11 protein-coding genes are annotated in these 12,985 nt (G+C 52.5%); 4 read left to right on the top strand and 7 right to left on the bottom strand.

Features of this window, described 5'->3' with window-relative positions; all coding sequences use genetic code 11:
- Window positions 1-59 precede the first annotated feature (59 nt).
- The 7 genes from gudD to syd form a co-directional block, all read right to left on the bottom strand.
- On the bottom strand, window positions 60-1,400 hold the full coding sequence (gene gudD, locus G4551_RS18760; protein WP_003840351.1) for a glucarate dehydratase: 1,341 nt from the start codon (window positions 1,398-1,400) through the stop codon (window positions 60-62).
- A 20-nt stretch (window positions 1,401-1,420) separates the two neighbouring features.
- A complete protein-coding gene (locus G4551_RS18765) occupies window positions 1,421-2,761 on the bottom strand; it encodes an enolase C-terminal domain-like protein (RefSeq protein ID WP_032941178.1) in 1,341 nt (446 codons plus the stop codon).
- A gap of 2 nt (window positions 2,762-2,763) precedes the next feature.
- Entirely contained in the window at window positions 2,764-4,116 is a 1,353-nt protein-coding gene (gene gudP / locus G4551_RS18770; RefSeq protein WP_003034105.1) for a galactarate/glucarate/glycerate transporter GudP, read from the bottom strand.
- Between the two features lie 342 nt (window positions 4,117-4,458).
- Window positions 4,459-4,908 (bottom strand): flavodoxin, encoded by a 450-nt coding sequence (locus G4551_RS18775; RefSeq protein ID WP_003034096.1) that lies wholly within the window; start codon window positions 4,906-4,908, stop codon window positions 4,459-4,461.
- 19 nt (window positions 4,909-4,927) lie between these two features.
- The gene (gene truC / locus G4551_RS18780) at window positions 4,928-5,710 is read right to left on the bottom strand and encodes a tRNA pseudouridine(65) synthase TruC (RefSeq protein ID WP_003840357.1); all 783 of its coding nucleotides are present in this window, start codon (window positions 5,708-5,710) and stop codon (window positions 4,928-4,930) included.
- Window positions 5,710-6,039: a YqcC family protein gene (locus G4551_RS18785; protein ID WP_003034091.1), complete on the bottom strand. Its 330-nt coding sequence runs from the start codon at window positions 6,037-6,039 to the stop codon at window positions 5,710-5,712. The genes truC and G4551_RS18785 overlap by 1 nt, the downstream gene beginning before the upstream one ends.
- A 633-nt stretch (window positions 6,040-6,672) precedes the next feature.
- Window positions 6,673-7,218 carry a SecY-interacting protein gene (syd, locus tag G4551_RS18790; RefSeq protein ID WP_003840362.1) on the bottom strand — a complete coding sequence of 182 codons (546 nt, stop codon included), beginning with the start codon at window positions 7,216-7,218 and terminating at the stop codon, window positions 6,673-6,675.
- A 68-nt stretch (window positions 7,219-7,286) separates the two neighbouring features.
- On the opposite strand from syd, the gene queF reads away from it, so the two are divergent.
- The 4 genes from queF (at window position 7,287) to G4551_RS18810 (ending at window position 12,884) form a co-directional block, all read left to right on the top strand.
- Window positions 7,287-8,135 (top strand): NADPH-dependent 7-cyano-7-deazaguanine reductase QueF, encoded by an 849-nt coding sequence (queF, locus tag G4551_RS18795; protein ID WP_003840364.1) that lies wholly within the window; start codon window positions 7,287-7,289, stop codon window positions 8,133-8,135.
- A gap of 112 nt (window positions 8,136-8,247) precedes the next feature.
- Window positions 8,248-9,612 (top strand): nucleotide 5'-monophosphate nucleosidase PpnN, encoded by a 1,365-nt coding sequence (gene ppnN, locus G4551_RS18800; protein WP_003840366.1) that lies wholly within the window; start codon window positions 8,248-8,250, stop codon window positions 9,610-9,612.
- A 561-nt stretch (window positions 9,613-10,173) separates the two neighbouring features.
- Entirely contained in the window at window positions 10,174-11,463 is a 1,290-nt protein-coding gene (locus G4551_RS18805) for an HAAAP family serine/threonine permease (protein ID WP_003840368.1), read from the top strand.
- A 53-nt stretch (window positions 11,464-11,516) separates the two neighbouring features.
- On the top strand, window positions 11,517-12,884 hold the full coding sequence (locus G4551_RS18810; RefSeq protein WP_003840371.1) for an L-serine ammonia-lyase: 1,368 nt from the start codon (window positions 11,517-11,519) through the stop codon (window positions 12,882-12,884).
- Window positions 12,885-12,985: the final 101 nt, after the last annotated feature.

A 12,985-nucleotide genomic window follows, 5' to 3' on the forward strand; every position in this document is an offset into this window, starting at 1 on the left:
CTGTGTTAAGCATATACCAGGATAAAAACCGCCCCTCAATGGGAGCGGTCCCAGCCCACTTAGCGTACCATGCACGGACGCTTATTATCAAACGTCCAGTTCGGGATCAGATACTGCATTCCCATCGCATCATCACGCGCCCCCAGTCCATGTTGCTGGTACAGCTCATGCGCTTTCATGACCTGATCCATATCCAGCTCCACGCCCAGACCCGGTTTTGCCGGAACCTGCACCATGCCGCCTTTGATTTCAAATGGCTCTTTGGTCAGGCGTTGATTGCCTTCCTGCCAGATCCAGTGGGTGTCGATCGCGGTAATTTTGCCCGGAGCCGCTGCCGCGACATGCGTAAACATCGCCAGCGAAATATCAAAGTGGTTGTTGGAGTGCGATCCCCAGGTCAACCCAAACTCATGGCACATTTGCGCCACGCGGACAGAACCCTGCATGGTCCAGAAGTGCGGGTCCGCCAGTGGGATATCCACGGACTGCAGCGACAGCGTATGCCCCATCTGACGCCAGTCGGTGGCGATCATGTTGGTGGCGGTCGGCAGACCGGTAGCGCGGCGGAATTCCGCCATCACTTCACGACCAGAGAAGCCCTGCTCGGCGCCACACGGATCTTCCGCATAGGCCAGAGAACCCTTCAGATATTTGCCGATCTTAATCGCTTCATTTAGCGACCACGCGCCGTTCGGATCCAGCGTGACGCGGGCCTGCGGGAAACGCTTCGCCAGCGCAACGATAGATTCCGCTTCCTCAACACCTGCCAGCACGCCGCCTTTCAGTTTAAAGTCGTTGAAACCATACTTCTCATACGCAGCTTCCGCCAGGCGCACTACCGCATCCGGGGTCATCGCCTCTTCATGACGCAGACGATACCAGTCGCACTTCTCATCCGGCTGACTCTGGTACGGCAGCGGCGTTGCCTTACGGTTACCGACAAAGAACAGATAACCCAACATTTCAACTTCGCTACGCTGCTGTCCATCCCCCAGCAGAGAGGCGACGTTTACGCCCAGATGCTGACCTAACAGATCCAACATGGCCGCTTCGATCCCAGTAACCACATGAATAGTGGTACGTAAATCAAAGGTCTGCAAACCGCGACCGCCCGCATCACGATCGGCAAAAGTATTGCGTACCGCATTCAGCACGTTTTTGTATTCACCTAACGTTTTGCCTACCACCAGCGGGATCGCATCTTCCAGCGTTTTGCGGATTTTTTCTCCGCCGGGAATTTCACCCACGCCGGTATGACCGGAGTTATCTTTAATAATCACAATATTGCGCGTGAAGAATGGAGCATGTGCGCCGCTCAGGTTCATCAGCATACTGTCATGACCCGCAACCGGAATAACCTGCATAGAGGTAACCAATGGGGTAGAAAATTGTGCGCTCATAATTAAGTCCTTATTCAAAATTAGTGGCGGCCGAAAACGGGACGTTTACGGTCAAAAGTCCATCCGGGGATCAGATACTGCATTGGGCCTGCGTCATTACGCGCGCCGCCGGGCAGTCTCTTGTAGGCTTCATGAGTCTTGTTAACCTGATCCCAGTCCAGCTCTACGCCCAGTCCAGGCGCGTCAGGAACAGCAATTTTCCCGTTCTTAATCTCCAGCGGATTTTTGGTCAGACGGCAATCGCCCTCCTGCCAGATCCAGTGGGTGTCGATAGCCGTCGGGTTGCCCGGCGCAGCGGCGCCAACGTGGGTGAACATCGCCAGCGAAATATCAAAATGATTGTTAGAGTGGCAGCCCCAGGTCAGTCCCCAGTCATCGCATAACTGTGCCACGCGTACCGCGCCGGAAAGGGTCCAGAAGTGCGGATCGGCCAGCGGAATATCTACTGAGTTCAGCATCACCGCATGGCCCATTTCACGCCAGTTGGTGGCTATCATGTTGGTTGCTACCGGTAGACCGGTTGCACGGCGGAACTCGGCCATCACTTCGCGGCCAGAAAAACCCTGTTCAGCGCCGCATGGATCTTCGGCGTAGGTCAGAACATCGTTCAGCCCTTTACACAGGGAGATGGCTTCATCCAGCAACCAGGCACCGTTGGGATCAACCGTAATACGCGCATCCGGGAAGCATTTTTTCAGCGCACGAACGGTGTCGATTTCCTGCTCGCCAGGCAGTACACCACCTTTGAGTTTGAAATCTTTAAAGCCGTAGCGATCCTGCGAAGCCTGAGCCAGACGTACCACCGCCTCACTGTTCATCGCTTGCTGGTGACGCAGGTGATACCACTCATGGTTTCCCGGCGTGCTTTCCAGATACGGTAACTCGGTCTTTGTGCGATCGCCCACGTAGAACAGATAGCCGAGTACGGTGACCGCATCGCGCTGCTTGCCCGGCCCTAACAGTTCACAAACCGGCACGTTCAGCGCCTTACCCAGCAGGTCGAGCAGCGCCGCTTCCAGCGCCGCTACCGCATTGACCCGCAGTTCAAAGGTCCAGGCGCCTTTGCCGAAGGTGTCAAAATCAGCGGCCTGGTTGCCTTTATGCACCTGCTGTACCACCTTATTCAGGCGCGCAACTTCCTGACCCAATACCATCGGGATAGCGTCAACCAGCGTCTGATAAATCACCTCGCCGCCCGGCGCTTCACCGACGCCGGTATTGCCGGCGTTATCGGTAAGAACCACAATATTGCGGGTGAAATATGCATTGTGCGCACCGCCAATATTGAGCAGCATGCTGTCATGACCGGCCACCGGGATGACCTTCATATCGGTAATAACGGGACTCGATTGTGTTGTCATCATCATTGTCCTGCGACAGGTTTCAGTTCGATACGTTTAATATCGCCCACCAGTACCAGATAGCTCACCACCGCAATCAACGCATGCACCCCGACGTAAATCAACGCGCCGTTAAACGAGCCGGTGGTCCCTACGATGTAGCCGATAGCAATTGGCGTGACGATACCGGAGATATTGCCAAACATGTTGAACAAACCGCCGCTCAGACCGCTGATCTCTTTAGGTGCAGTATCAGCCATCACCGCCCATCCCAACGCACCGATACCTTTGCCGAAGAAGGCCAGCGCCATAAAGCCGATGATCATCCACTCCACGTTGACGTAGTTACAGAACACCATCACCATCGACAGCAGCATGCCGAGTACGATTGGCGTTTTACGGGCGATATTTAGCGAACCGGTACGGCGCATCAGCCAGTCGGAAATAATGCCGCCGAGCACGCCGCCGGCGAATCCGCAAATGGCCGGGACCGAAGCGACAAAACCGGCTTTCAAAATCGACATACCGCGAGCCTGCACCAGATAAACCGGGAACCAGGTGATAAAGAAGTAGGTCAGCGCGTTAATGCAGTATTGCCCGATGTAAATACCGATCATCATCCGTGAGCCCAGCAGCTGTTTGATTTGCCCCCACTTCACGCTGAACGGCACTTTAGCTTTGGCGGCCGCCTGATCCATATTGATCAGCGCCCCGCCTTCAGCAATGTACTCCAGCTCTTTTTGGTTTACGCCCGGGTGCTGGTTTGGTTCATGAATCACCTTCAGCCAGATAAAGCTGATAACAATCCCGAGGCCGCCCATAAAGAAGAACACATGCGACCAGCCCACTTCGTGGGTCAGCCACCCCATGATTGGCGCAAAAATAACGGTGGCAAAGTACTGCGCAGAGTTAAAGATTGCGACCGCCGTGCCCCTCTCCTGTGCCGGGAACCATGCCGCAACTATACGACTATTACCGGGGAAGGAAGGTGCTTCAGCTAAACCGACAAGGAATCGCAACGTAAACAACGCAACGATAATGCCGAAGCCGCTAAAGATATCGACGAAGCCTTGCAGCAGGGTAAACATGGACCAGATAAAGATGGACCAGAAATAAACACGTTTTGAACCGAAGCGGTCAAGCAACCAGCCGCCAGGGATCTGGCCGATAACATAGGCCCATGAGAAAGCGGAGAATACATAACCCATCCCTACCGCATCCAGACCAATGTCTTTGGCCATCTCCGAACCAGCAATGGATAAGGTGGCGCGATCGCCGTAGTTGAAGGATGTGACGATAAACAACATCACCACTATCCAGTAGCGAGCGTTAGTGCGTTTTTCAGCGCTGCTCGCCGCCTGACTTAATGAACTCATTGTTGCACTCCTGAATCTTGGCTTTCGCCAGTTCATTCTGTACAGCACCTGTAGGGTGATCAGAATGAGAGGTTAGTGTGTGGCAGTTTTGGTACAGCTCAGGGCCGTTTTATTCTGACTCGCTGCCTTTTCGGGAACTGACGGGAAAAGTATATGAAGGAGTGGCTCTTACCCTCACCGTGCATGAACACAACATTCGGGAGGCAGTAAGAAGTTGTTTGGGGCATAAGCCCAAAGCAGTGGAAGTTAGTTCACGTAATTGGGGTTTTATTGCCGGGTGGCGGCTTCGCCTGACCCGGCCTACGGTTCAAATGGGGGTTGTATGCCCGTACGGGCGAGAGATTATTTGAGCAAGGTTCCCCAGTTTTCTACCCAAGGGTTGGATTCGCTTTCCGGTTCAGGATGTTCGCTGGCGTCAATCAGCAACATTTCACCCACGCGCTGTGCGCTTTGCTCCTGCAACAGCGCATCAAACTGTTTGCCACCATTGCAGAAATTAACGTAGCTGCTGTCGCCCAGCGCAATGACTCCGTAATGCAGATTTGGCTGGAAACCGAGATTATCTTTGATCCCCTGAAACAGCGGCACGATGCTATCGGGCAGATCGCCCTGCCCGGTCGTTGAGGTCACCACCAGCACATATTTATCCTGATATGCCTGCCAGTCGCTAAGCTCCGGATCTTCAAACACCGTGGCTTTATGACCCTGTGCCGTCAAAATGGCCTCGGCCTCTTCGGCAACCAGCAGCGCGTTTCCGTACATTGTGCCGACAAAAATTCCAATTTCCGCCATAACCGTAATCTCCTGGGACTTAAGAATCTATCTGCTCATCCTGACCTGACCGCTCGACGAACTCAACCCTTTCATTCTCAGGGAGAAGTCCACGCCAGCCAAATTGTGACAATGCCTGCATCCAGACGTCATCCAGCCCGGCGCGAATAACCAGAGGCTCACCGGTGAATGGATGCGTCAGCGCAAGCTGGCTGGCATGCAGCATTAATCGCTGACAACCGAAATGCTCTGCGGCGCTGCGGTTTTGCCGTAAATCACCGTGCTTGCTGTCGCCAATTATCGGATGGCGTAAGTGGGCCAGATGGCGCCTGAGCTGGTGTTTCCGACCGGTTTTAGGAGCCAGCTCCACCAGTCCATAACGGGTGGTCGGATAACGCCCGGTCGCTACCGGCATTTCTACCGTTGCCAGGCCGCGATAATGGGTGACGGCAGGCTGCGGGCCTTTATCATCGCGGGCAAACTTATCGGCAATCTTATCCAGCTCTTCGACCAACGGGTAATCCAGCACGGCATCATCCATCAGCCAGCCACGCACAATCGCATGATAGCGTTTCTGAATTTGATGATGTTCAAACTGCTGAGACAACAAACGCCCGGCTTCGCTGGACAGTCCCATCAGCAGCACACCGGAGGTTGGTCTGTCGAGTCGATGGGCGGTAAAAACGTGCTGACCAATTTGGTCTCGCACCGTTTGCATCACCACCACTTTCTCATCCCGGTCGAGCCAACTGCGGTGAACCAACCAGCCCGAAGGTTTATTGACTGCAACCAGCCATTCGTCCTGATAAAGAATTTCCAGCATCAGGCGTTATCACTGGTAAACAGCGCATCCAGCTCCTGCAATGCCGCCAGGAGAATGTCGCGTTGCGGATGATCGGCTGCTAGCGCCATTTCGTAATACGGTGCAACGGCAAAAGCCTGCGGAAGCGGCTGCGCGTTATCGAGTAGCGTATGCATGCGGGGAATCAACACCCACTGCAGCCACTCGACCGGCTCCATGGTATCCATACAAAAAGGCTGCGTACTGGTAAACAGATGCTCTGCTGGCTCATCCATCCGCCAGTGATTATGTTCACGCAGTAGCGCTTCAAGTGCGTGTAACTGCTGGCGCACACGGTCATGAGTCGTCATGAAATAAACCTCAATGATGAAAAATCTGGCGCGAAGAATAGCACTAGTGGAGGGAAATAAAAAAAGGGAGCACTGTAAAAAAACAGTGCTCCCGGTTCGTTTCGCAGCATTCCAGCTACTTTTAGTGCTCCCTGCTCATCCGTGACAACTTTTCCTGTGGTCTTGCGACCTTGTTCATCCTGAACTTTTGCATCCTGCTCACATCACCCCGATGTGAAAACTTCATCCTGAAGTATCCTGGCCATCCTGACCCGCCGAACATCCTGACCGGCTCTCATTCTCCGTCCTGGAGGTGTCCTTTAACGCATCCAGCGTCTTCCTCTTTGCTTCGTCCTGAAGCCTGTCCTTGCAACACCGTCCTGGTGTATCCAGGTGAAGAGCCATCATCCTGATGTTCTCTTCGTTGTGCGACTCCTTGTCGACAGATATAGAATCGCCTGTTTCGCTTTGTCTTACAAGATGCTTACAGGCTTACCCTTACGATTATTTTCGTATGAAAGTTGACAATAAAAGACTAACCAATTGAATAATAATAAATTATTATTTTATTAATTCATTAAGTCTTTACTTATCACCTGGCAATGTCCTACAGGGTTTGTAAGAGATCTCTCACAAGATTCAGGGCAAACAGGATTACAGAACTGGCTTAAGTTGAGTGAGGAATTCCGCAAGTGAGGCCGCCAGCACCGTTCGTTTACGGGTTCCCAGCGTTTCTTTGCACACTTCACCGGACAGATTGCACACCGAAATGACGTCAAGCTCATTATCTTGTGTGGCAATAAAAAGCGTAGGCGAAAGCTTAAGTCGCTTTTGCGTAACCAAGTGACCAATCAGGTTTTCCTGAACGCGCCTGAAGTCATCTTCACTCCAGGTCTGCAGCAGCGTCAGCTTTTCATCCGCAAACTGCGCGTGCATATCCCCGGCAAACTGGGTGGTGTAAAAAGCGTGAGCGGCAGGTTGTACCACAATATCAAAGGCCCGTTCAACCGCATTGAGGTTTTTTTCGCCGACAAAAGGCTGAGGCTGCCAAAATACCGCATCGTCTGTGGAAGAAATGATGCACGGAGAAGGTACGCCATACAGCTCTTCACTGAGTGGCCAACTGTTGTTTTTTTCATGCCATGCGTCGCAATAACGCGTCGTAAAGGCTACCAACGCCTGCGCTGTCAATTCGTCCACTGATTTCTCTCTTCACAAAAGCCAGGATACACTTGTCGCATAGTGTATCTGGTTTATGACGGTGAAACATGTCCTCTTATGAAAATCATCAGGCGCTTGACGGCCTGACTCTAGGTAAATCAACGGATTACCGAGACAATTACGATGCAAGTCTGTTGCAGGGCGTTCCGCGCAGCCTGAACCGCGATCCGCTGGATTTAAAGGCCGATACCCTGCCTTTTCACGGTGCAGATATCTGGACGCTGTATGAACTGTCGTGGCTGAATACCAACGGCTTACCGCAGGTCGCAGTCGGTCACGTGGAACTGGATTACACCAGCGTAAATCTGATTGAATCGAAAAGCTTTAAGCTTTACCTGAACAGTTTTAATCAGACGCGTTTTGATTCCTGGGATGCGGTACGTCAGACACTGGAAAACGATCTTCGCGCCTGCGCTCAGGGCGATGTCAGCGTGGCGCTGTACCGCCTTGACGAACTGGAAGGGCAGCCGATAGCCCACTTTAACGGCACCTGTATCGACAATCAGGATATCGTCATCGATAACTACCAGTTCAGCACTGTGTATCTGGAAAATGCCGTGAGCGGTGAAAAGGCAGTGGAAGAGACACTGGTCAGTCATCTACTGAAATCCAACTGTCTGATTACCCATCAGCCCGACTGGGGCTCCATACAAATTCAGTATCGCGGACGGAAAATCGACAGGGAGAAGCTGCTGCGTTATCTGGTCTCCTTCCGCCACCATAATGAATTTCACGAGCAGTGTGTGGAACGCATTTTCAATGACATTCTGCGCTTCTGCCAGCCGGAGAAACTGAGCGTTTACGCACGCTACACGCGACGTGGTGGCCTGGACATTAACCCATGGCGCACCAACACCGATTTCACTCCGGCAACCGGTCGTCTGGTGCGTCAGTAATCTTTTTTCTCAATTTTGCGTGTCGGATTCCGCGCACAAGGTTGTGAAAGGTCATAAGCCAGGGCTATTGTAATCACAGGGAATGACGTGTTGCGTCCCATAAGGAGTTTACTTGATTACACATATTAGCCCGCTTGGCTCAATGGACATGTTGTCGCAGCTGGAAGTCGATATGCTTAAACGCACGGCCAGCAGCGACCTGTATCAACTGTTTCGTAACTGTTCGCTTGCCGTTCTGAACTCCGGCAGTTTGACCGACAACAGTAAAGAACTGCTGTCACGCTTTGAAAGTTTCGATATTAACGTACTGCGCCGCGAACGGGGCGTGAAGCTGGAACTGATCAACCCACCTGAAGATGCGTTTGTTGATGGACGCATTATTCGTGCGCTACAGGCTAACCTGTTTGCCGTGCTGCGCGACATTCTGTTCGTCAATGGCCAGATCCATAACGCCGGTCGTTTTCAGCATCTGGATCTCGAAAGCTCGGTGCATATTACCAACCTGGTATTCTCGATCCTGCGTAATGCCCGGGCGCTGCACGTTGGTGAAGCGCCGAACATGGTCGTCTGCTGGGGCGGTCACTCAATCAACGAAAATGAGTACCTGTACGCTCGTCGCGTCGGCACCCAGTTGGGCCTGCGCGAACTGAACATCTGTACCGGCTGCGGTCCAGGGGCGATGGAAGCGCCAATGAAAGGCGCTGCGGTAGGCCACGCCCAGCAACGATACAAAGACAGCCGCTTTATTGGCATGACCGAACCGTCAATCATCGCCGCTGAACCGCCTAACCCGCTGGTAAACGAACTGATCATCATGCCGGACATTGAAAAACGTCTGGAAGCGTTCGTGCGTATCGCCCACGGTATTATCATCTTCCCGGGTGGCGTAGGGACAGCAGAAGAGCTGCTGTATCTGCTGGGGATCCTGATGAATCCGGCCAACAAAGATCAGGTACTACCGCTGATCCTGACCGGACCAAAAGAGAGTGCGGATTACTTCCGCGTGCTGGACGAATTTATCGTGCACACGCTGGGGGAAGATGCGCGTCGCCACTATCGCATTATCATTGACGATGCGGCAGAAGTGGCGCGTCTGATGAAAAAAGCGATGCCTCTGGTGAAAGAAAACCGTCGCGACACAGGTGATGCTTACAGCTTTAACTGGTCGATTCGTATCGCGCCCGATCTGCAAATGCCGTTCGAACCGTCCCATGAAAACATGGCCAACCTGAAGCTGTACCCGGATCAACCCGTTGAAGTATTGGCCGCCGATTTACGTCGTGCATTCTCCGGTATTGTGGCAGGTAACGTGAAGGAAGTCGGCATCCGCGCTATTGAAGAGTTTGGCCCGTACAAAATCCACGGTGACCGCGAAATGATGCGCCGCATGGACGATCTCCTGCAGGGCTTTGTTGCACAACATCGTATGAAGTTACCAGGCTCTGCGTATATCCCTTGCTACGAGATCTGCGCCTAACCTCCAACAGCCGCCAGCAAATGCTATTGCGGTGACAGTTTTGTCCATATCAAAGCCGGGTTTGGCGCATTTGCCTCCCGGCTTTTTTTAGTGATACCAGTCACATAGCTCTGACAATCATATAAATACCAGTGATGATTCATTAAAAACAGCGCACCACGCAAACGATTACCTTGAAAAACCAACCGTGATTTATCTTAGTAAATTATTATTAGTCGCCGAAATCATCTAAAAACAACAGTTTTTACAGCTGAACACGCCTATCTTCGCGCCTTCGCTTTCATGAGATATGTCGTTAATGTTAGCCTTCGCGCCCGTAAATTCGCTTTGACTATTTTTTAACAGATTAATGGCCCAAATTTATCCACATAAAAGGTGGATTATTGCATTTGGGATCCCGATCACTGATACATTCATTACTAAAATGTATCTTTCCGCCCGAAAATTATTACGGCGAAAAATTATATAAAAATCGCTCAACGAATTTCGATTTACAGCCGGGTACTTTCTCATTGGATTGACCTCAAACCCGGCTTTTTAAGCTTCCTCCAGGAGAAATAGATGGAAAACACTCAAACCGGCACTATCGTTACGGGCCAGACCCGCAGCGCATGGCGCAAGACAGACACCATGTGGATGCTGGGCCTTTACGGCACGGCGATTGGCGCGGGTGTATTGTTCCTGCCGATCAACGCAGGCGTAGGCGGTATGATCCCGCTGATCATCATGGCGATCCTTGCCTTCCCAATGACCTTCTTTGCACACCGCGGTCTGACTCGCTTTGTGCTGTCCGGTAAAAATCCGGGTGAAGACATCACCGAAGTTGTAGAAGAACACTTCGGCGTTGGCGCAGGTAAACTGATTACCCTGCTCTACTTCTTCGCTATCTACCCGATTCTGTTGGTTTACAGCGTAGCAATCACCAATACCGTTGAAAGCTTCCTGACCCATCAGCTGGCGATTACTCCTCCGCCGCGTGCAATCCTGTCTCTGATCCTGATTGTCGGCATGATGACCATCGTGCGCTTCGGTGAGCAGATGATCGTTAAGGCGATGAGCATCCTGGTATTCCCGTTCGTTGCGGCTCTGATGCTGCTGGCGCTGTATCTGATCCCTCAGTGGAGCGGTGCGATTCTGGAAACTATGTCTTTTGACTCTGCGGCAACCACCGGGAACGGCCTGCTGTTGACCCTGTGGCTGGCGATTCCGGTAATGGTGTTCTCCTTCAACCACTCCCCGATCATCTCCTCCTTCGCCGTGGCGAAGCGTGAAGAGTACGGTGATGAAGCTGAGAAGAAATGCTCCAAGATTCTGGCATTCGCTCACATCATGATGGTACTGACCGTTATGTTCTTCGTCTTCAGCTGTGTATTCAGCCTGACCCCGGCGGACCTGGCAGCAGCAAAAGAGCAGAACATCTCGATTCTGTCTTACCTGGCGAACCACTTTAACGCGCCGATTATTGCCTGGATGGCACCGATCATCGCGATTATCGCTATCACCAAATCCTTCCTCGGCCACTACCTGGGCGCACGTGAAGGCTTCAACGGGATGGTGATTAAGTCTCTGCGCGGCAAAGGCAAATCCATCGAAATCAACAAACTGAACAAAATCACTGCACTGTTCATGCTGGTAACCACCTGGATTGTGGCGACGCTGAACCCGAGCATCCTCGGTATGATTGAGACCCTGGGTGGCCCAATCATCGCGATGATTCTGTTCCTGATGCCGATGTATGCCATCCAGAAAGTTCCGGCAATGCGTAAGTACAGCGGCCATATCAGCAACGTCTTCGTTGTGATTATGGGCCTGATCGCTATCTCCGCTATTTTCTACTCTCTGTTCAGTTAATTCCCCTGCGCCGCTCTTCGGGGCGGCGCATCTCGATACACAATGGACGCCTCATGATTAGCGTATTCGATATTTTCAAAATCGGCATTGGCCCTTCCAGCTCCCACACTGTTGGCCCGATGAAAGCAGGCAAACAATTCACGGATGACCTGATTGCACGCGGAATTCTCACTGACGTAACCCGCGTAGTGGTTGATGTCTATGGCTCTTTATCTCTGACGGGAAAAGGTCACCATACCGACATCGCGATTATTATGGGCCTGGCGGGTAATCTGCCGGATACCGTAGACATTGATGCCATCCCTTCATTTATCCAGGATGTGAATACTCATGGGCGTTTGCTGCTGGCAGGCGGTCAACATGAGGTCGAGTTCCCGGTCGACAAGTGCATGAATTTCCATGCGGACAATCTGTCCCTGCACGAAAACGGAATGCGTATTACCGCACTGGCAGGCGAAAAAGCCATTTACAGCCAGACTTACTATTCCATTGGCGGTGGTTTCATCGTTGATGAAGAACATTTTGGTTTACCGAATAACTCTCCGGTAAACGTGCCGTATCCGTATAAATCCGCAGCTGATTTGCAACGTCATTGCCAGGAAACCGGCCTGTCACTTTCCGGTCTGATGATGCAAAACGAACTGGCCCTACACAGCAAAGAAGAGCTGGAACAGCACTTTGCTAACGTCTGGGAAGTGATGCGTAGCGGGATTGAGCGCGGCATCACCACCGAAGGTGTATTGCCGGGCAAACTGCGCGTCCCGCGTCGTGCTGCTGCGCTGCGTCGCATGCTGGTCAGCAGCGACAAAACCACCACTGACCCGATGGCGGTTGTTGACTGGATCAACATGTTCGCGCTGGCCGTGAACGAAGAAAACGCAGCAGGTGGACGTGTAGTTACCGCGCCAACCAACGGTGCATGCGGGATTGTTCCTGCCGTACTGGCGTATTACGACAAGTTTATCCGTGAAGTGAACGCTAACTCGCTGGCACGCTACATGCTGGTCGCGAGCGCCATTGGTTCACTGTATAAGATGAACGCCTCTATCTCTGGTGCCGAAGTCGGCTGTCAGGGTGAAGTTGGCGTGGCCTGCTCCATGGCAGCGGCTGGTCTGGCTGAACTGCTGGGTGGTAGTCCAATGCAGGTGTGCATCGCGGCAGAAATCGGTATGGAACATAACCTGGGTCTGACCTGCGATCCGGTTGCCGGCCAGGTACAGGTACCGTGCATTGAGCGTAACGCGATCGCGTCCGTGAAAGCGGTGAACGCCGCACGTATGGCGCTGCGCCGTACCAGTGAGCCACGCGTGTGCCTCGATAAAGTTATCGAGACCATGTACGAAACCGGTAAAGACATGAATGCCAAATACCGCGAAACATCTCGCGGCGGTTTGGCAATGAAAATTGTCACCTGCGATTAAGTCCCACCCCATTGCCGGATGGCGCAAGCTTATCCGGCCTACAGTGCCGTATTCATTTGTAGGCCGGATAAGGCTTCAGCCGCTATCCGGCAAAATGTTGT

Source organism: Citrobacter freundii ATCC 8090 = MTCC 1658 = NBRC 12681, assembly GCF_011064845.1.
In the GTDB taxonomy this organism is placed as follows: domain Bacteria; phylum Pseudomonadota; class Gammaproteobacteria; order Enterobacterales; family Enterobacteriaceae; genus Citrobacter; species Citrobacter freundii.